At 60.7% G+C, this 18,519-nt stretch carries 15 protein-coding genes; 12 read left to right on the top strand and 3 right to left on the bottom strand.

All coding sequences use genetic code 11. The features are described from left to right. The first annotated feature begins 44 nt into the window (after window positions 1-44). From PMI20_RS19470 to PMI20_RS19440, 7 genes are all read left to right on the top strand, one after another. Window positions 45-2,420: an efflux RND transporter permease subunit gene (locus PMI20_RS19470; RefSeq protein WP_007923216.1), complete on the top strand. Its 2,376-nt coding sequence runs from the start codon at window positions 45-47 to the stop codon at window positions 2,418-2,420. Window positions 2,421-2,691: 271 nt separating this feature from the next. Further along, on the top strand, window positions 2,692-2,985 hold the full coding sequence (locus PMI20_RS19465; protein WP_007923217.1) for a DUF5629 family protein: 294 nt from the start codon (window positions 2,692-2,694) through the stop codon (window positions 2,983-2,985). Next, window positions 2,972-4,144: a lactonase family protein gene (locus PMI20_RS19460; RefSeq protein WP_007923218.1), complete on the top strand. Its 1,173-nt coding sequence runs from the start codon at window positions 2,972-2,974 to the stop codon at window positions 4,142-4,144. The genes PMI20_RS19465 and PMI20_RS19460 overlap by 14 nt, the downstream gene beginning before the upstream one ends. 167 nt (window positions 4,145-4,311) lie before the next feature. Then, window positions 4,312-4,491: a hypothetical protein gene (locus tag PMI20_RS19455; protein ID WP_007923220.1), complete on the top strand. Its 180-nt coding sequence runs from the start codon at window positions 4,312-4,314 to the stop codon at window positions 4,489-4,491. A 212-nt stretch (window positions 4,492-4,703) separates the two neighbouring features. Next, a complete protein-coding gene (locus tag PMI20_RS19450; RefSeq protein ID WP_007923222.1) occupies window positions 4,704-4,829 on the top strand; it encodes a hypothetical protein in 126 nt (41 codons plus the stop codon). Between the two features lie 115 nt (window positions 4,830-4,944). Beyond that, the gene (locus PMI20_RS19445) at window positions 4,945-5,151 is read left to right on the top strand and encodes a hypothetical protein (protein ID WP_007923224.1); all 207 of its coding nucleotides are present in this window, start codon (window positions 4,945-4,947) and stop codon (window positions 5,149-5,151) included. Next, window positions 5,148-5,405: a hypothetical protein gene (locus tag PMI20_RS19440; protein ID WP_007923226.1), complete on the top strand. Its 258-nt coding sequence runs from the start codon at window positions 5,148-5,150 to the stop codon at window positions 5,403-5,405. The genes PMI20_RS19445 and PMI20_RS19440 overlap by 4 nt, the downstream gene beginning before the upstream one ends. Before the next feature lie 145 nt (window positions 5,406-5,550). Here the strand turns inward: PMI20_RS19440 and PMI20_RS19435 are convergent, their stop codons facing one another. Genes PMI20_RS19435 through PMI20_RS19425 form a run of 3 tightly spaced genes read right to left on the bottom strand, consistent with a single transcriptional unit; the run spans window position 5,551 to window position 11,029 of the window. Then, window positions 5,551-6,150 (bottom strand): glutathione S-transferase, encoded by a 600-nt coding sequence (locus tag PMI20_RS19435; protein WP_007923228.1) that lies wholly within the window; start codon window positions 6,148-6,150, stop codon window positions 5,551-5,553. After that, window positions 6,147-9,788, bottom strand: coding sequence for an AAA family ATPase (locus tag PMI20_RS19430; RefSeq protein ID WP_007923233.1), 3,642 nt, complete (start codon window positions 9,786-9,788; stop codon window positions 6,147-6,149). The genes PMI20_RS19435 and PMI20_RS19430 overlap by 4 nt, the downstream gene beginning before the upstream one ends. Beyond that, window positions 9,785-11,029 carry an exonuclease SbcCD subunit D C-terminal domain-containing protein gene (locus PMI20_RS19425; protein WP_007923235.1) on the bottom strand — a complete coding sequence of 415 codons (1,245 nt, stop codon included), beginning with the start codon at window positions 11,027-11,029 and terminating at the stop codon, window positions 9,785-9,787. The genes PMI20_RS19430 and PMI20_RS19425 overlap by 4 nt, the downstream gene beginning before the upstream one ends. 363 nt (window positions 11,030-11,392) lie before the next feature. On the opposite strand from PMI20_RS19425, the gene PMI20_RS19420 reads away from it, so the two are divergent. The 5 genes from PMI20_RS19420 to PMI20_RS19400 all read left to right on the top strand — a co-directional run bounded on the left by PMI20_RS19420 (window position 11,393) and on the right by PMI20_RS19400 (window position 18,307). Next, window positions 11,393-12,847 (top strand): DUF1254 domain-containing protein, encoded by a 1,455-nt coding sequence (locus PMI20_RS19420; RefSeq protein WP_007923237.1) that lies wholly within the window; start codon window positions 11,393-11,395, stop codon window positions 12,845-12,847. 34 nt (window positions 12,848-12,881) lie between these two features. Beyond that, window positions 12,882-14,375, top strand: a complete 1,494-nt coding sequence (locus tag PMI20_RS19415) for a DUF1254 domain-containing protein (RefSeq protein WP_007923239.1) — start codon at window positions 12,882-12,884, stop codon at window positions 14,373-14,375. A 225-nt stretch (window positions 14,376-14,600) separates the two neighbouring features. After that, on the top strand, window positions 14,601-15,392 hold the full coding sequence (locus PMI20_RS19410; RefSeq protein ID WP_007923242.1) for a hypothetical protein: 792 nt from the start codon (window positions 14,601-14,603) through the stop codon (window positions 15,390-15,392). 152 nt (window positions 15,393-15,544) lie between these two features. Further along, window positions 15,545-16,450 (top strand): transporter, encoded by a 906-nt coding sequence (locus tag PMI20_RS19405; RefSeq protein ID WP_007923244.1) that lies wholly within the window; start codon window positions 15,545-15,547, stop codon window positions 16,448-16,450. A 426-nt stretch (window positions 16,451-16,876) separates the two neighbouring features. Then, window positions 16,877-18,307, top strand: a complete 1,431-nt coding sequence (locus PMI20_RS19400; protein ID WP_007930624.1) for an IS1182 family transposase — start codon at window positions 16,877-16,879, stop codon at window positions 18,305-18,307. Window positions 18,308-18,519: the final 212 nt, after the last annotated feature.

The following is an 18,519-nucleotide window of genomic DNA, read 5'->3' as shown; positions in this document are numbered from 1 at the left end:
GGGCAAGCAAGCCGGGCCAATAATAAGAAGGCGGGAACACTTCCATGAGCAGTCATCAAAGCGACAAGGCGACGTTTCTCGAGCGTCTGATTTTCAACAACCGCCCGGCAGTGATCGTCATCTGCCTGCTGGTCAGCGTTTTCCTGTTCTGGCAGGCCACGCTGATCAAACCGTCCACCAGCTTCGAAAAAATGATCCCGCTCGAGCATCCCTTCATCGAGAAGATGATGGAGCATCGCAACGACCTGGCGAACCTGGGCAATACCGTGCGCATCTCGGTGGAAGCCAAGGACGGTGACATCTTCACCAAGGAGTACATGGAGACGCTGCGGCAGATCCACGACGAGGTGTTCTACATCTCCGGCGTCGACCGCTCGGGCCTGAAATCGCTGTGGAGCCCCAGCGTGCGCTGGACCGAAGTGACGGAGGAAGGCTTCGCCGGCGGCGAAGTGATCCCGCAGAGCTACAACGGCTCGGCCGACAGCCTCGACCTGCTGCGCAACAACGTACTCAAGTCGGGCCAGGTCGGGCGCCTGGTGGCCAACGATTTCAAGTCGAGCATCGTCGACATCCCGCTGCTGGAGTCCTACCCGGACCCGGAGGACCAGGGCAAGCTGCTGGCCCTGGACTACCAGAAGTTCTCCCACGAGCTTGAGGAAAAGATCCGCGACAAGTTCGAGGCGCAGAACCCCAATGTGAAGATTCATATCGTCGGTTTCGCCAAGAAGGTCGGCGACCTGATCGACGGGCTGATCATGGTGGTGATGTTCTTTGGCGTCGCCTTCCTGATCACCCTGGTGCTGCTGTACTGGTTCACCTGGTGCATCCGCAGCACCATCGCCGTGCTCATCACCACCCTGGTGGCGGTGGTCTGGCAGCTGGGCCTGATGCACGCCGTGGGCTTTGGCCTCGACCCTTATTCGATGCTGGTGCCGTTCCTGATCTTCGCCATCGGCATTTCCCACGGCGTGCAGAAAATCAACGGTATCGCCCTGCAATCCAGCGGTGCCGACAACGCCCTGACCGCCGCCCGGCGCACCTTTCGCCAGCTGTTCCTGCCGGGGATGATCGCGATCCTCGCCGACGCCGTGGGCTTCATCACCCTGTTGATCATCGACATCGGGGTGATTCGCGAACTGGCCATCGGCGCGTCCATCGGCGTGGCGGTGATCGTGTTCACCAACCTGATCCTGCTGCCGGTGGCGATTTCCTATGTCGGCATCAGCAAGCGCGCGATCGAGCGCAGCAAGAAGGACGCCACCCGCGAGCATCCGTTCTGGCGCCTGCTGTCGAATTTCGCCAGCCCGAAAGTCGCCCCGGTGTCGATCTTCCTGGCCCTGCTGGCCTTCGGTGGCGGCCTCTGGTACAGCCAGAACCTGAAGATCGGCGACCTCGACCAGGGCGCGCCGGAACTGCGTCCGGACTCGCGCTACAACAAGGACAACAACTTCATCATCAACAACTACTCCACCAGTTCCGACGTGCTGGTGGTGATGGTCAAGACCGCCTCCGAAGGCTGCTCGCGCTACGAAGCCATGGCGCCGATCGACGAGCTGATGTGGAAGATGCAGAACACCGAGGGCGTGCAGTCGGCGATTTCCCTGGTGACCGTGTCCAAGCAGATGATCAAGGGCATGAACGAGGGCAACCTGAAATGGGAAACCCTGTCGCGCAACCCGGATGTGCTGAACAACTCCATCGCCCGGGCCGACGGCCTGTACAACAACAACTGCTCGCTGGCGCCGGTGCTGATCTTCCTCAACGACCACAAGGCCGAGACCCTCGACCGCGCGGTGCATGCGGTGCAGGAGTTCGCCAAGGAGCACAACAAGGAGGGTCTGGAGTTCCTGCTGGCGGCGGGTAACGCCGGGATCGAGGCGGCCACCAACGAAGTGATCAAGCGCTCGGAACTGACCATCCTGGTGCTGGTGTACATCTGCGTGGCGGTGATGTGCATGATCACCTTCCGCTCCTGGGCGGCGACCCTGTGCATCGTCTTGCCGCTGGTGCTGACTTCGGTGCTGGGTAACGCGCTGATGGCGTTCATGGGTATTGGCGTGAAGGTCGCGACCTTGCCGGTGGTGGCGCTCGGGGTGGGGATCGGCGTGGACTACGGGATCTACATCTACAGCCGCCTGGAAAGCTTCCTGCGTGCCGGCCTGCCGTTGCAGGAGGCCTACTACCAGACCCTGAAATCCACCGGCAAGGCGGTGCTGTTCACCGGCCTGTGCCTGGCCATCGGCGTGGCTACCTGGATCTTCTCGGCCATCAAGTTCCAGGCCGACATGGGCCTGATGCTGACCTTCATGCTCCTGTGGAACATGTTCGGCGCGCTGTGGCTGCTGCCGGCGCTGGCGCGGTTCCTGATCAAGCCGGAGAAACTGGCGGGGCAGAAGGGCAACTCGCTGTTCGCCCACTAAGCTTCGAGGCATCAACCAAAACCGCGACCCAGGTCGCGGTTTTTTATTGCCCGCCTCCATGGCCTGTAGCCGCTGCCGAGCCCGCGAGGCTGCGATCGACCGGCACGGTCGCAGCGGTCTTCCGGGCCCAGGAGGGCCTTCGGCCCTGGCGCAGGCTTCGCCAGCGGCTACAGGGTTTGTAGCAATGGGGCGCGCGAACTTTGCAATGCCACTACAGCCGCGCCGCGCCGGACCCGCTATCATGGCCGCTTTCCATTGCTGACTGACGACCATGACTGCCGCTACAGACACTTTGCTGACTGCCCTCCAAGCCTGCGACATGCTGGAAATCGATGGGCTGCATGCCTTCGACTTCACCCTTGACGACCAACAGCTGCTGATCGAATGCATGGACGGCCGCGTGGCCAAGCGCTGGAGTTTCAGCCTGGCCCAGGTCAACGCCGCGACCTTCGACGATACCCTGCAGAGCTGGACCATCGTCGGCGATTCCGGTGAGCACCGCCTGGTGTGCATGAGTGCTTTCAGTGCCCGTAACGATGAGGAGGATGAACATGAGGATGCGTAACTTCTGGCCACTGCTGATGGCTGGCAGTGTCGGCGCCATGGCCGTGCAGGCCGCGCCGGTCGAGACCCAGGAACTGCTGGTCGGTTCCTACACCCAGGGCCAGAGCGAAGGCATCTACCGCCTCAAGTTCGATGGCCGCACCGGCAAGATCGACGCCAAGCCGCTGCAGGTGGTCAAGAGCGCCAACCCGTCCTGGCTGACCCTGTCCAAGGACCAGAAGCAGCTGTTCGTGGTCAACGAGAACGGGCCGGGGCAAGCCGACCCGATCGGCCGGGTCAGCAGCTTCGGCATCGAAGCCAAGGGCCACAAGCTGAGCCCGATCAACCAGGTGCAGAGCCTGGGCAACGAGCCGACGCATTCCAGCCTGAGCGGCGATGGCCGCTACCTGTTCGTCAGCAACTATTCGGTGGTCGAAGATCCGGGCGGCAGCCTCGCGGTTGTGCCGGTCAGCGCCGATGGCAAGCTGTCGCCGGTGGTCCAGCTCAGCAGCCACCCAGGCAGCCGGGTCAACCCCGAGCGCCAGGTGGCGGCCCACGTGCATTCGGTGGTGTCGTCGCCGGACGGCCAGTTCGTGTTCGCCAGCGACCTGGGCGCGGACAAGATCTTCGTCTACCGCTACGACCCCAAGGCCAACGCCGAGCGCCCCCTGACCGCGGCCGAGCCGGCGTTCGTCGAGCTGCCGCCGGGCAGCGGCCCACGGCACCTGCTGTTCAGCGCCGATGGCAAGCACGCCTACCTGACCCTGGAAATGAGCGCCCAGGTGGTGATGTTCGATTACCAGGACGGCAAGCTGAGCCAGAAACAGATCCTCGACTTGACCAGTGGTGGCAAGGACAAGAAGGCGGCGGGCGCGTTGCATGCCTCGAAAGACGGCAAGTACCTGTACGTGAGCAACCGCGGCACGGCCAATCAGTTGCTGGTGTTCGCCATCGACGAAGCCACCGGCCAGCTCAAGGAGATCCAGCGCCGTTCGGTGGAGGGCGATCACCCTCGTGAGTTCAGCCTCGATCCGAGCAACAAGTACGTGCTGATCGGCAACCAGAAGAGCAACGAAATCGTGGTGATCGAGCGCGACGCCAAGACCGGTTTCCTCGGCAAGACCGTGCAGAAACTGCCGTTCGATTCACCCAGCGATATCAAGTTCCTGGTGCGTCAATAAGCCACAGGCCCCGGTTGACGGGGCCTGAGCCTTTCTATTAATGACGCTGATATCTGCTACTGCTGGAAAAGATTTCAACCCGCCAACCCTCGGGCGTAGTTTTGCTTCACGGCCCGGCGCATCAAGGCTTCCGGGCAAACAAGCCGACTGCATACGAGGGTTACCCAATGAACTTCAATCTCTTCTCCGTGATCGCCGCTTCCGCCATCTCCGCTACCGTGGCCCTGCCAGCCAGCGCCAACGTGGAAATCAGCGAGAAAAAATCCGCGACCAACACCTACACCCAGAAATACCTGCAACAGAGCGCCAACTTCTACGCCGCGCTGGATCACAAGATCCAACACTGAAATTCCCCGCACCGCCCAGGTATGCAGGAGCGAAGTCACTGGCTTCCCTGGATGGACTCGTTCATCCAGCGGACCGGCATTGATGTCGCTCCTGCATCACCTGTATGCGACATTTTCCCTCATGCCAGGCAAATTAGCTTGGTAATGTCATATCGCCATATGTTTAAATTTGACGCTAATTAATTGACTCCTCCTTCCCAAGGATCGACAGCATGGCGATGCGTCTGGCAGTGGTTCTTCTGTTTCTCTATTCCACCCCGATTCTCTCGGCTGCCCAGCCCGTCGAAGGCGAGCCGGAAACCTCCCGCGAGCGCATGCTGACCCTGCTTGAAGATTGATTGGCCGCGGATTCACGATCAATCCAACTGATGGTGACTATGCATCGAGGTGGTTTCTGCGGCGGGCGCTTTTAACGGATTCTGTGGGCACGCAAATATGCCCACGGAGACCACCATGGCCCACTCGATCCTCACCTCTGCCAAGCGCGGCGCCTATGTCGCCATTGGCCTGTACCTGGCCATGGTCCTCCTGGTCAGCCTCTCGGCCCAGACCCCGTCGGCAGTGCAACCGCCGATCCAGGTCGCTTACCCGGCCATCCAGTTCGAGCACCGCGCGCAAGCCGCCGAACACCCTGCGGATGCGGGAGTGGCGCTGCTATGAAAGGACGCAGGTTCTGGGTCATTGCCGTCCTGGCGTTCATGACCAATGGCGCGTCCTTGCTGGGGATAGGGCAGGGCTCGGCGGGCTCGCTTGCCCGGGCCATCGAATGCAATCACAACATCGCCCACAACATCGAAACCGCCAAGGCCCTGGGCCTGCTGGCCGGCAACCCGCCAGCCAAACCCAAGGCCGCGTTCTTCGGCCCGTTCAGCGTCGATTGCTCGGCGTTGCGGATGTGCAGTGTGCTGGCCTGAATGCAACTCTCGAAACAACACAATCTTCTGTAGGAGCGAAGCTTGCTCGCGATAGCCGCGCAGCGGCGATGTATCCGTTACACCGCGTTATCGTTGTGTTTTTTCGCGAGCAAGCTTCGCTCCTACAAAAGAAGGGAGGGCAAGTTCAGGCCTTGGCCATGACCGCGACAAACAGCTCCGACTCCAGGAACCGCTGCAACCAGCGCTGCAAATGCGGGTAAGGCGTCTGCGCAAACCACTCGCGATCGACATGGGCGAATTGCCGCACGAATGGCGCCAGGGCCATGTCCGCCAGGCTTGGGTGGTCCGCCAGCAGGTAATCGTGCTGGCTCAACAGTCCATCCAACTGCTGTAGAAATACTTCTCCCTGGCCGCGGTAATGCTCCATCGGCTGCTCGGGATAACGCTCGGCGTATTTGTAGCGATTGAGGTGCAGCTTGAACATCTGGTCGTTTTCCGCGATCAGCGCGTCGATCCGGTGCTGCGCCGGCCCATCGTCCTTCAGTAACCAATCCTGCGGATCGTGCTGGGCCAGGGCCCAGCGCATGATGTCCAGGCTTTCGTCGATCACCCGGCCGTCAACGCTGAGCACCGGCACCGTGCCCTTGGGCGACAGCGCCAGCATCGCCGCCGGCTTGGCCTTGAGGCTGACTTCGACGATCTCCAGCGGCACCCCGCTGTAGCGCAGCGCGAGGCGCGCACGCATGGCGTAGGGGCAGCGGCGGAACGAATACAACGTATTCATTTCACCTCCAGGGTGCTCAGGCCGTTGCCCTGGCGCCGTACCTGGATCTGCACCGGAATCCGCTCGTGCATTTCCTGCACGTGGGAAATCACCGCCACCTTGCGCCCCTGGGCCTGCAAGCCGTCGAGGGCGTCCATCGCCAGTTGCAGGGATTCCGGATCGAGGCTGCCGAAGCCTTCGTCGATAAACAGCGACTCGATCTTCAGCGTGCTGGACGCCATGGATGCCAGGCCCAGGGCCAGCGCCAGGGACACCAGAAAGGTCTCGCCGCCGGACAGCGAATGCACCGAGCGCAGTTCATCGCCCATTTCCGTGTCCATCACCAACAGGCCGAGCATGCTGCCGCCGCGCTTGAGGCGATAGCGCCGTACCAGCTGGCGCAGTTGCGCGTTGGCGTGATGCACCAGCAGATCGAGGTTGTAGGCCTGGGCGATCTTGCGGAAGGTGTCGCCGCTGGCCGAACCGATCAAGGCATTGAGCCGAGCCCAGCGCTGCCATTCGCTGTAGGCCTGGGCGATCTGTTCGCCCAGCGCCTGGTTGGCGTCTTGCCGACGCTGGTCCTCGGTCTGCTGGGCGCGCAGTTCGGCGCTCAGCTGTTCGCTGGCGGCCAGCTGGTTGTGCAGCTCGCCCAGGGCGCCGGCCAGCTGTTCGGCGTCGAGCTGGCCGTCGTGTTGGGCCTGATGGCTGTGCAGGCGCTGCTCGCGTTCGGTGACCAGGACCTTGGCCTGTTCCACCGCCTTTTCGCGCTCTTGCAACTGCTGGCGCAGCGCGGCGACCTGCTGGTCGTCGAGGCTGAGCAATTGCTCCAGCGCGCCGTCGTCCAGCTCCGGGTGCTGCTGGCGCCAGTCGGCGATCTTGCTGCCCAGTTCCTGCTGCTCGGCTTCCAGGGCCAGCAGGCGCTCCTCCTTGCCTTGCAGTTCCGCGCCTAGCTGCACCAGCAGGCGGCGGACTTCCTGCAACTGCTGGTTGGCCAGCACCTCGGCGGCGCGCGCCTGTTCCACGGCCTGTTCCAGATGCTGCTGCCACTGCTCGGCACTGGCGTGTTCGCCCAGCAGTTGCACGAGCTTGTTGCGGGCCGCCTGCTGCTGTTCGGCCAGGGCATTGAATTGCTCCTGGGTGGCTTGCAGTTGCTGCACGCGGGTCTGCTGACGGTCCTGTTCCTTGTCCAGGGCCAGCTGGCGCTGTTGCTGCTCTTGCGCTTCTTCCTTCTGCTGGTCGAGCTGCTCCAGGCGCTGCATGACCTGCTGGTCGATCTGCATAAAGGTCGCGGCCGGGTCGTTGCGCAGGGCTTCGAGGGTGTCGGCCGGCAGCAGGGTGGCGAAGGCCGACAGCTCTTCTTCCAGGCGCTGGCGGTCCGCGCCCAGCTGCTGTTGCTGTTGGGTCAGGTGGTGCGTGGCCTCGTGGCTGGCTTCGATCGCTGCTTGCAGTTGCTGTTGCAGGCGCCCGGCGTCCTTTTGCAGTTTCAGCAGGGCGCCTTGGCGCTGTTCGTCCTGCTGGATGCTCTGGTTCAACTGGCTCAGTTGCTGGTTCAGCCAGGCATCGCGCTTGCCGGCGTCCTGGTCGAGCAGCGCTGCCGACAACGGATGGGCTTCGATGCTTGGCGCCAGGGCCTGCTGCTGGCTTGCCAACTGCTCCTGTTGCTGGAGGAATTCCTTCTGCTGGGCGATCAGGCCGCCGACCTGGCTGCGCAGCTCGGCGAGTTTCTCCTTGAGTTCATCCACCGCCTTGCGCGCGTTGGCTTCTTCGCTTTCGTCGTGGCGTCCCAGGCTCTGCAACAGCGCCTCGGGCTGATGGTAGGGATGCTCGTGGCTGCCGCAGACCGGGCAGGGCTGATCGTCCTGCAACTGTTCGCGCAGCTCTTCGACACTGGCACTGCGCGCCAGGCGCTGGCGCTCCAGTAGCTGCTGGGTCACCGTCAGGGTCTGTTCGGCGACTGTCAGTTCCGCCTTGCTCTGCAGGCCGATCCGGTTCAGCTCTTCGCGCTCGCGCGCCGCGGCCTGCAGTTTGTCCGCCAGTTCCGCGCCGCGTTTGTCCAGTTCCTGTTGGCTGGCCCACAGCCGCGCCAGTTCTTCGAAGGCGCGCTGTTGCTTGCGGTTGTCTTGCAGCAGGTCACTGAGGATCTGCAACTGTTCGGCCACCGCGTGGGGCTCGGCGCCGGCTTCGCTGTACAGCACTTGCAGTTCATCACGTTGCGCGGCCAGTTGCTGCGCGGCGCTGGCGGCCCGTTGTTGCAGGCCGGGCAGTTCTTCCTGGCCCTTGTTCAGCCGGTTGCCGGCCAGCATCAGCTGTTGCAGGCGATCGCGGTAGGCGTTCCAGGCATCGCTCAGCGGCGCCAGATGAGTACTGTGTTCCAGCTGCTCGGCAATCCGCTGCAAGCGTTCGCCCACTAGGCGCTGCTGTTCGAGCATGGCCTGGATCGCCTGCTGGCCTTGTTCGCTGGCCTGTTGCAGCTTGTCCTTGAGTTCGCCGGCTTCACCGCCGGTCTTGCCCAGGTGGGCGAGGGTGCTTTGCTCGGCAAAGGCCTCGCGCAGCAGCGGCGCGCTGGTGTTTTGCTGTTCCTGGGCGGCGAGCAGCGCGGCCTGGGCGCTGGCCAGTTGCTGCTCCAGTTCGCTTTGGCGTTGTTGCTCTGCGCCTTGTTGCTGGCGTTGTTGCTGGATCTGTTCGCGCAGCGGCGTCAGTTGCTGGTTCAGTTCCACCTGCCGGGCGAACTGATGGCGTTGCGGCGCCAGCTGCTCCAGGCGGGTCAGCCGGGTCCGTTCGCTGGCCAGGCCTTCCCAGGCTGTTTGTGCCTGTTGCAGTTGCTCGGCGGCGCTCTGTTGCTGGTCTTGCAACTGCTGCAATTCCTTGAGCCAGGCGTGTTGCAGCTCCAACTGCTTGAGCTGCGCCTGCTGGGCCTTGAGCTGCTGCTGGGCGGCGTCGAAGTGCTGGTCCAGTTCGGCCCGCGCCTCGGGCTCCAGCGGGGTGATGCCGCTGGCCTGGGCCTTGAGGGTCTTGTGCTGTTCCTCGGCGTCCTTGCTCTTGCTGTAGGCGCGCCGCCCGAGCTGGCTGTAGATCGAGGTGTTGGTGAGCTTTTCCAGCAGCTCGCTGCGTTCCTTGTCGTCGGCCTTGAGAAAGGCGCTGAACTCGCTCTGGGCCAGCATCACCGCGCGGGTGAACTGCTCGAAGTTGAGCCCCAGCTTGGCTTCGATCAGTTGTTCGTAGTCGCGCTTCTGGCTGGCCAGCAGTTGGTTGCTGTCCAGGTCGTGCAGGCTCTGCTTGCTGGCCTGCAGCTTGCCGTTGGCCTTGTCCCGGGCGCGGTTGGTTTCCCAGCGGGCGCGGTAGCGATGGCCGTCGATGCCGACGAAGTCGACCTCGGCGTAACCGCTGCCGGTGCCACGGCGCAGCAGGGTGCGCGGGTCGCTGGTGAGCATTTCGCTGTCGACCTCCGGCACCTTGGTTTCGCGGCCGATATTGTTCAGCCGCGGCACCGCGCCGAACAGCGCCAGGCACAGGGCGTCGAGCAGGGTGCTCTTGCCGGCGCCGGTGGGTCCGGTAATGGCGAACAGCCCGGCGCTGGCCAGGGGCTCGGCGGTGAAGTCGATTTCAAAGGGGCCGGCCAGGGAGGCCAGGTTCTTCAGGCGGATGGCAAGAATCTTCATGGCTGCTCCTCCTCGTGCTGTACTTCCTGGAGCAGTTGCGCGAAGTCCTTGAGGGTCTGTTCGTCCACCTCGCTGCCGTAGCTGTCCAGCCAGGCGCGGCTGAACAGGTCCTGTGGGCTGAGCTGGTCCAGCTCCACCAGTTGCGCGGCGCCGTCGTCGCCCTCGCGGCCGCCATTGCCGGCGTATTCGGCGGCAATCCGCACCAGGCGCACGGCCTTGCCCTGCAGGGCGCTTTCCACTTGCTGGCGCAGGTCCGGCTGCGGCTCGTCCAGGCGCACCCGCACTTCCAGCCAGGGCTGGCGCTGTTCTTCGGCCAGCAGGTCGATGTCCGGCAACTCGGCCAGTTGCAGCAGGATCTCCGCCAGCGGCGCCGGGCCCAGGCGTTGCAGGTTGACCGCCCGCGGGATCAGCCGTGGTTCGACGCTGACCAGGGTCTCGCCGTCGAGCTGGATATCGAGGATCTGGTGCTGGTAGCCGATCTCGGAGAACGACAGTGGGATCGGCGAGCCGCTGTAGCGGATGCGCTCCTCGCCATTGACCTTCTGCGGCTTGTGCAGATGCCCCAGGGCCACGTAGCTGATGCTCGGGCCGAACAGGCTGGCGGGGAGGGCCTCGGCGTTGCCGATGATCAGGCTGCGCTCGGAGTCTTCCGAGACCGAACCGCCGGCCATGTGCGCGTGGCTGATGGCGACCAGCGCCTGGCCCGGCTGACGCTTGGCGTTGGCCGCGGCGATCAGCCACTCATGCACCTGGCCGATGCCCCGCAGGTAATCGTCGCCCAGGTGCGGCCCGGTGACTTCCGCCGGCCGCAGGAACGGCAGCGCCAGGCACCAGCCGGCAATCGCGCCGCTGGCATCCGGCAACGGCAGCAACAGACGCTCGCTGTCCAACTGCCCATCGTCCAGCCACAGCACCCGGCCCAGGGCATGGGTACGCAGACGCCGCATCAAAGGCGCCGGCAACTCGATGCGCGAACCCGAGTCATGGTTGCCGGCAATCATCACAATGGTCAGGCCGGGCTGCTGTTCATGGGCGCTGACAATAAAGTCGTACAGCCGCTCCTGGGCTTTGACCGGCGGGTTGACCGTGTCGAAGATATCGCCAGCGATCAGCAGCACATCAGGGCTGTGCAGCGCCAGCTGGCGCAACAGCCATTCAAGAAAGCAGGCATGCTCGAAATCGCGTTCCTGGCCATGGAGGTTCTGCCCCAGGTGCCAGTCGGAGGTGTGAAACAGACGCAAGGCAAACTCCGCAAACAATCAGGTGAGCCGCAGGGAAGAGGAGAGCGGCGTGAGGGGGGAGAGTTTAATGGTAAATCGGGTGTGGGGTTTGGTTGGATGCGTGGATGAGTCTGTAGAAGAGGGTGCTTTTGACTTGAGGTAGTCATTCGTCAAGGGCAACTATCGGCTGCCATTCAGAAGGCAAGAGAGCAGCCTTTAATAGATAAGTCCCGCTCAGAAGCGGTTATCAGAAATGGAAATATAATTGTAATGTCTCATGCCTTTTTCTGGCTGATCCCGGTTCCTCTGCTAGTTTTTCTAACGGTCAATCTTTAGTCAGAAGATTCGCTCTCCGAGAAACCGCCCAAGCAAGGAAGCTTCCGTATGAACAAAGCGCCTTTATTCGTCAGCGGCCTGCTCGCCACTGCAGTATTGCTCGGCGCAGTGGCCGTACAGGCACAGACCTCTTCGGTGGCGCAAGTTTCTAGGCCCGAAGCCGATGTGAAGGTGACCGAAACTTACGTACGGATGATGGCGCGGGAGGCGTATTTCTGGGGTTGGCCGATGGCCAATATCTTCAACCGGCGGCAGAAGTTCAAAGATCTGCCGGAGCCGGGCCTGATGGGTGGCATAGTGCCCGTAGCGCCGATCAATCATCTGTCGATGCTCACCGATTACATTTCCCCCGGTGAGCGGCTGGTAGCCTGTCCGAACCAGGACGTGGTCTATGGTGCGGGCAGCATTGCGCTGGATATCGAACCGGTGGTGATTCAGGTGCCGGACTTCGGCGAGCGTTTCTGGGTGTATCAATTGGTGGACTTGCGTTCCGACAGTTTCGCCGAGCTGGGCAAGATGTACGGCACCAAACCTGGCTTCTATCTGTTGGTGGGGCCGGACTGGAACGGCAAAGTGCCGGAAGGCATCACCCAGGTGTTTCGCGCAAAGAGCAATACCGGCTTCGTGATTCCGCGAGTGTTTCAGGACGATACTGCCGAAGATCGCAAGGCCATTCAGCACTATCTGTCGGGCATCGATATGTACCCGCTGTCCAAGTACGACGGCAAACTCAAGCAGCGTGACTGGAGCCAGTCGCCGAAATTCCCTGCCGAGGCGTCGGGTGACGAGGAGACCCGCTGGGTGCTTCCGGAAAAGTTCTTCGATGAACTGCCGGCGATTCTCAAGGACGCCAAACCGCTTCCGGGAGAGGAGGCGCTCTATGCACAATTGTCGGTGCTGGCACAAATTGCCCAACGTGATCCCAAGCTGAAAAAAGCCATGATCGACGAAGCGCAGAAGGCTGACAGTGAGGTGGTCAAACCGCTGCTGCAGTTCCGCAACTACGGCCAACAGTTGCCGCACCACTGGAGCACCATCAGCAACGGCGCGGCGTTTGGCACCGATTACTTCCTACGTACGGCGGTCGCCCGATCGAACATCTTCGTCAACAAACAGATCGAGACCAAGTATTTCTACCAGGATCTGGACGAGTCTGGCATCCGGCTCAACGGCGCCCAGCGCTACAGCGTGACCTTCCTCAAAGGCGCGCTGCCGCCGGTCAAGGGCTTCTGGTCGCTGACGCTATACAACCAACAGCATTTCTTCGCCGAAAACCCGTTGGGGCGCTATTCGCTCGGCACCAAGAACAAGTCGCTCAAGACCAACGCCGATGGCTCGCTGACGCTTTACGTGCAGAGTGATTCGCCGGGCGCTGACAAGGAAAACAACTGGCTTCCCGCGCCTAAAGGCGCTGACTTCTCGCTCTACGTTCGCGCCTACTGGCCGGAAGCGGCCGCGATGAATGGCCAGTGGACGCCACCGGCGGTAGTCAAGGTCAACTGAACCGATCTTCCAACTGCGTTCATAAGGACAGCCGATGAACCGTTTGCGCACCACACTGACGGCCTTGGCCGTAGCCATTTCCCTGAACGGCCTGGCCGATGCCGCGACACGCTATGAGGAACTGGCGAACCAGCCTTTCGAAAAGGGCTTCCCGACCGAAGCGGCTGCACGCAGCCTGATCGATGAGCTGGTGTTCCAGCGCGCCGTGCAGTCGTATCTGTGGGCTTTGCCGGCGATCAACATCTGGTCGATGAAGGAAGCCTCGGAGAAGCAATTCGGCGCTGGCTACAACATCCTGCCGACCTGGAAAAAGCGCATCAATGCCAAGACGCTGGTGACGACGCCGAACTCCGACCTTGTCTATGCCATGAGTTATCTGGATTTGCAGAAGTACGGCCCACTGGTGGTTGAAGCTCCGCCCGGTGTGCAAGGCATGTTCGATGACTTCTTTCAGCGCCCGATCGTTGGCCCGACCATCGACGGCAAAACCTGGCGCGGTGACGTTGGCCTGGCCGGCCCTGACAAGGGCAAGGGCGGTACCTATGTGCTGTTGCCCCCAGATTACAAAGGGCCGGAACCCACCGAGGGGTATGTCTATCGATCGCGCAGCAACAACGTGTTTCTATTCTGGCGCACCTTTTTCAAGGACCCGAAAGACCTCAGCGTGCCGGTGGCCGAAGTCGAGCGTACGAAGATCTATCCGTTGGGCAAGAAGGACTCGGCCCTGCCGATGCAATTCCCCGACGCCACTGGCGCACCGATCAACATGCTGTTCCCCGAGGACGGTCGCTACTTCGATATGCTGTCGCGCTTCATCGACGCCGAAGCAGTAGACCCGGCGGACATGGACATGCGCGGTTTCCTGCACACCCTGGGCATCGAGAAGGGCAAACCCTTCGCCCCGGATGCCGAGCGGCGCAAGTTGCTGGATGAAGCAGCGCGCACCGCGTTCAAGATGAGCAAGGTGGTGACCAGTCATTTACTGCTGAAAGAGCCGGGCGGCCTGTACTACAAGGATCGTCAGTACGTGAACACGTTCGCCGGGGAGAACACCGAGTTTCAGTCCAGTGGCAGCTTCACCAATCTTGAGCAGCGTGTGGCGTTCTTCACTTCGGCCTACTCGGACAGCCCGGGCATGGTCATGAACATGGTCGGCGCCGGCGCCAAGTATCCCGCCACCACCCGCGACGCCGAGGGCAGGTTCCTCGACGGCGCCCAGACCTACAAGCTCAACCTCCCGGCAAATGTACCGGCGGCATTGTTCTGGTCGGTCACCGCCTACGACAACCTGACCGCGTCAGGTCTGGACAACGGCCAGCCGTTTCCGTCCCTCAATCAGATGGATAAACCGGCGCAGAACAGCGACGGCTCCACCGATATTTACTTCGGCCCGAACTCTCCGGGCAAGGGCAAGAACTGGATCAAGACCGTACCGGAAAAAGGCTTTTTGGTGATCGTGCGGCTGTATGGGCCGAAGCAGGCGTTCTTTGACCAGAGCTGGAAGCCAAGTGACCTGGTTAAACAATAGGAACACATTCGCGTTGCCCTGCGAGCAAGGAGGGTAACGCGAACAGCCTGTTGGTCTGAGACTAGACCTTTGATCATTGCTTTCAACTGAGAGTGAGCATCAGCCTCCAACCTCACAGGTCTTCCCAATTTATCGGTGCAGAGGTATCGGGGTGAAATCAATCAGAGGCCTGTAATCGTCAGCGCATAGTTGATTGTTATCAGCTGTATTTACTGGGAAAAGCTCATGATCAGACGTCTTCTTGCGCAAGCGACATTGATATCAACGTTGGCTCCGCTTGCGGTAAGCGTACAGGCGGACAACGCGGATACAGCCAATAAAAGCAACAACCCATTGAATTTGGCACCTGGCCTTAACTTTCAGGATTACTACACGCCCAAGCTCTTCGATACCAACGTTCACACTAATGATGCGTTGCTGCGAGGTGCGCTGCCTATGGCTCCAAATGATTTCATAGGCGTTCCACAACTCTTGCGCTTCACGCTTCCCGTTAGCACGCGTCCAGACCCACATGATGGCTACAGCACCGGCATTGGCGACCTTAACGTGTTCGATATTTTCCTGCTCAAGACTGAAGGAGTGCAGTTGGGCGTAGGACCCCAAATCACTGCGCCTACCGCCGAACAGGACGAATTAGGTACAGGCAAATGGCAGGCCGGCCTATCTGCCATTGCGATCGACTCCTCGCCTCGCGGGTTGCTTGGAGCGCTCGTTCAATACCAGAGTTCGTTCGCCGGTGATCATGACCGTCCACACGTGGAGTCAGCCACTTTCCAGCCTTTCATCATTCACAACCTGGAAAAGGGCTGGTATCTGCGCTCGACCGGAACCTGGACCTTCGATTTGAAGAACGACTCCCATTACATTCCAGTGGGGTTGGGCTTGGGTAAGGCGTGGAAGTCAGGGAGTAATATTCTCAACGCTTTCATTGAGCCGCAGTGGACTGTTGAGCGTAAAGGCGATGGTCTCCCGCAGTTCACACTGTTCGCTGGTATCAACGTCACTTTTGGAAAATAACAATACTTGCTGGAACTGAAAGGCCCGTTTATGGCCTGTTGCGGTCGCTAACCGCCATAGCAAGAAATCACCAATGTCGAATGAAAATTTCGGTGCTGTCCGCCTGAACATCTTTAACTCAAGGCCGGCTCACCTTCATACGGAGCTACACAATGGGTTCACTTTCAAGACTAGGCCGTTTCACCGCCGTCATCCTGACGCTGACACCCATGCTCGGTTTCGCAGACAATGCGCGAGACTGGCAAAACCTGCCAACTGACCTGAACATGGTGTTCGGATATTACAGCCGGATCGACACCAACACCCCAATAGATACCTCGTTGCCCATTGATGGCTTGTCGCTGAATGCCGATCTGTATATCGCTCGTTATGCTCGCTCGTTTGCCGTCGACGGGCGCAATAGTGCGATCCAGATTCTGCAACCCTATGCCGACATCTCCGCGTCGTTCGATAACGCGCAGTTCTTCGACGGCACCAAGCACAACGGTGGCATGGCTGACACCCAGTTCGTTCTGGTGCACAACCTGTTCGGTGGCCCGGCGCTGACCAAGGAAGAGTTCGCCAACTGGACTCCAGAGACCTTCCTCACCGGCGCCTTGTGGATCACCGTACCCACCGGGGACTACGATAAGGACCGGATCATCAACATCGGTTCCAACCGTTGGGCGTTCAAACCGGAAATCGCCTTCGGCACGCCCATCGGCCCGACCTGGCTTGAGTTCAACACCTACGTGTCGATGTACGGCGACAACAACGACTACCACGGCGATGGCAAGCTTGAGCAAAAACCGCTTTATGGCATCGAAACCCACTACAGCTACACCATCAACCGCGCGCTGTGGGCCTCTTTGGACGCCACATACAACCGCGGCGGCGAAACCAAAATCAATGGCGACTGGCAGGACAACAAACAGGAAAACGGTCTGTTCGGCGCCAGTGTTGGCTTCATGCTGTCGCCGCAGTTTGGTGGCTTGATCGCCTACTCGGATACCGTTTCAGAACGTACTGGCTCTCCGGACGTGAACACTTGGACCCTGCGCCTTCAGTACGCTTGGTGAAGCGGAGTGCATAGATGCAATCAACAAGGATTCGATCAAGCTTGACACTTTGCGGTGCGGTGCTCAGTGGTTTAGTCTGTGCCGCCAGCCCTCTACCGCAATTGGATACCACTTCCGCTGGCGGGGCTAAGGCCAATCCGGAAAAGTGCCTTCAGCTACAAGAGGACTTCGACATTGACCTTCCGGATGATCTAATCAGCCGCCGCTGGAGTTTCCGACTGTCGCTCATTCCAGTCATACCTACGTTCATGTTTTAAGTATTTTTTCCCAAAGCGCCGGCGTTCTTGGATGATTTTTGCTTGGTTCCACCGTCAGCTTTTGTGGGAGATGGTCGCTTGTGAGCGGCTGTTTTTGGCCCAGGCTGTGTAAAAACGCTGGCATCGACCTTGCTGTGATTTGATGGATTCAAATCAGTGGGGAATGCCGATGAAGCGTTTTATCCAGGGAGAGCATCGAGGCCAAAGTGTGTTGCTTCCCGAGAGCCTGGATGACTACGTGGCGGACACCAACCCGGTGCGTGTGGTCGATGTCTTCGTCGATGAACTCGATCTTGGTCAACTCGGTTTCGAGGGCGTTGTCCCCGCAGAAACTGGTAGGCCTGCTTACCATCCTGCCGTCCTGCTGAAGATCTACATCTACGGCTACCTCAATCGCATCCAGTCCAGTCGCCGCCTTGAGCGAGAGACCCAGCGCAACGTCGAGCTGATGTGGTTGACCGGGCGCCTGATGCCGGACTTCAAGACCATTGCCAACTTCCGCAAGGACAACGGTAAGGCGATCCGCGGCGTTTGTCGGCAGTTTGTCGTGCTGTGCCAGCAGCTCGGTCTGTTCGCCGAAGCGCTGGTGGCTATCGACGGCAGCAAGTTCAAGGCGGTCAACAATCGTGATCGCAACTTCACCAGTGCCAAGTTGCAACGGCGGATGGAGGAAATCGAATCCAGCATCAACCGCTACCTCACCGCCCTGGACACTGCCGATCGGCAGGAGCCTGCCGTGGCACAAGCCAAGGTCGAGCGACTGCACAGCAAGATCGCGGCGTTAAAAGTGAAGATGCAGGAACTCCAGGCCATCGAGATCCAGCTTCAGAGCGCCCCGGACAAGCAGATCTCCCTGACCGATCCAGATGCACGCTCGATGATGACGCGCGGCACCGGGATGGTTGGTTACAACGTCCAAGCTGCGGTCGATACGAAGCATCACCTGATCGTGACGCACGAAGTCACCAACGACGGCGTCGACCGTGACCAACTGAGTAGCATGGCCATGCAGTCGCGGGAAGCGATGGGCGTGGAAGCGCTCTCGGTGGTCGCTGACCGAGGCTATTTCAAGAGCGAGGAAATCCTCGCCTGCCACGAAGCTGGCATCACGGCTTTCGTGCCCAAGACGCTGACTTCGGGGGCGACAGCGGCTGGCCGCTTTGGCAAAGGTGACTTCGTCTATGACGCAGCAAGGAACGAGTACCGTTGCCCGGCAGGGCAAAGCCTGATCTGGCGCTTCTCACACGTCGAGAAAGGACTAAAGCTGCACCGTTACTGGAGCTCGAACTGCCAAAGGTGTGCGTTGAAAGATCAGTGCACACCGAGCGCACAGCGCCGGGTGAGTCGCTGGGAGCATGAGTCGGTGCTCGATGCGATGCAGACTCGTCTGGATCAGGCACCGGAGATGATGCGCATCCGCCGTCAGACGGTGGAGCATCCATTCGGCACGTTGAAGGCCTGGATGGGCGCTACTCATTTCCTCACCCGAACGCTCGACCGGGTGAGCACGGAAATGAGCCTGCATGTGCTCGCCTACAACTTCAAACGGGTGCTGAATCTGCTGGGTAATGGTGCGCTGATGGCTGCGATGAGGGTCTGAAACCCCATTGGCAGATCGTTGAACTCATCGCCAAGCATCGCAGATCCACACTTGCCCGAATTGGCTGAATACATCGGATCGACACACCAGGAGCCTGTAGGGCCTCTGGGCGCCGCTAAAACAATCCAATATCCAGCTATCCATCGCCCGCTGCGTTTTTACACGGCCTGGGCCAAAAGCAGTCATTCTATGTGTTCACGATATTGCGCGAC

Source organism: Pseudomonas sp. GM17 (assembly GCF_000282175.2).
GTDB classification, from domain to species: domain Bacteria; phylum Pseudomonadota; class Gammaproteobacteria; order Pseudomonadales; family Pseudomonadaceae; genus Aquipseudomonas; species Aquipseudomonas chlororaphis.
Note: the sequence above shows the minus strand (reverse complement) of the source record. Positions and strands in the feature narration are given on the sequence as shown.

Bases quoted from the DNA above. Each gene is read 5' to 3' on its own strand.
- PMI20_RS19470 (WP_007923216.1), top strand. From the start codon at position 45: ATGAGCAGTCATCAAAGCGACAAGGCGACGTTTCTCGAGCGTCTGATT.
- PMI20_RS19465 (WP_007923217.1), top strand. From the start codon at position 2,692: ATGACTGCCGCTACAGACACTTTGCTGACTGCCCTCCAAGCCTGCGAC.
- PMI20_RS19460 (WP_007923218.1), top strand. From the start codon at position 2,972: ATGAGGATGCGTAACTTCTGGCCACTGCTGATGGCTGGCAGTGTCGGC.
- PMI20_RS19455 (WP_007923220.1), top strand. From the start codon at position 4,312: ATGAACTTCAATCTCTTCTCCGTGATCGCCGCTTCCGCCATCTCCGCT.
- PMI20_RS19450 (WP_007923222.1), top strand. From the start codon at position 4,704: ATGGCGATGCGTCTGGCAGTGGTTCTTCTGTTTCTCTATTCCACCCCG.
- PMI20_RS19445 (WP_007923224.1), top strand. From the start codon at position 4,945: ATGGCCCACTCGATCCTCACCTCTGCCAAGCGCGGCGCCTATGTCGCC.
- PMI20_RS19440 (WP_007923226.1), top strand. From the start codon at position 5,148: ATGAAAGGACGCAGGTTCTGGGTCATTGCCGTCCTGGCGTTCATGACC.
- PMI20_RS19435 (WP_007923228.1), bottom strand. From the start codon at position 6,150: ATGAATACGTTGTATTCGTTCCGCCGCTGCCCCTACGCCATGCGTGCG.
- PMI20_RS19430 (WP_007923233.1), bottom strand. From the start codon at position 9,788: ATGAAGATTCTTGCCATCCGCCTGAAGAACCTGGCCTCCCTGGCCGGC.
- PMI20_RS19420 (WP_007923237.1), top strand. From the start codon at position 11,393: ATGAACAAAGCGCCTTTATTCGTCAGCGGCCTGCTCGCCACTGCAGTA.
- PMI20_RS19415 (WP_007923239.1), top strand. From the start codon at position 12,882: ATGAACCGTTTGCGCACCACACTGACGGCCTTGGCCGTAGCCATTTCC.
- PMI20_RS19410 (WP_007923242.1), top strand. From the start codon at position 14,601: ATGATCAGACGTCTTCTTGCGCAAGCGACATTGATATCAACGTTGGCT.
- PMI20_RS19405 (WP_007923244.1), top strand. From the start codon at position 15,545: ATGGGTTCACTTTCAAGACTAGGCCGTTTCACCGCCGTCATCCTGACG.
- PMI20_RS19400 (WP_007930624.1), top strand. From the start codon at position 16,877: ATGAAGCGTTTTATCCAGGGAGAGCATCGAGGCCAAAGTGTGTTGCTT.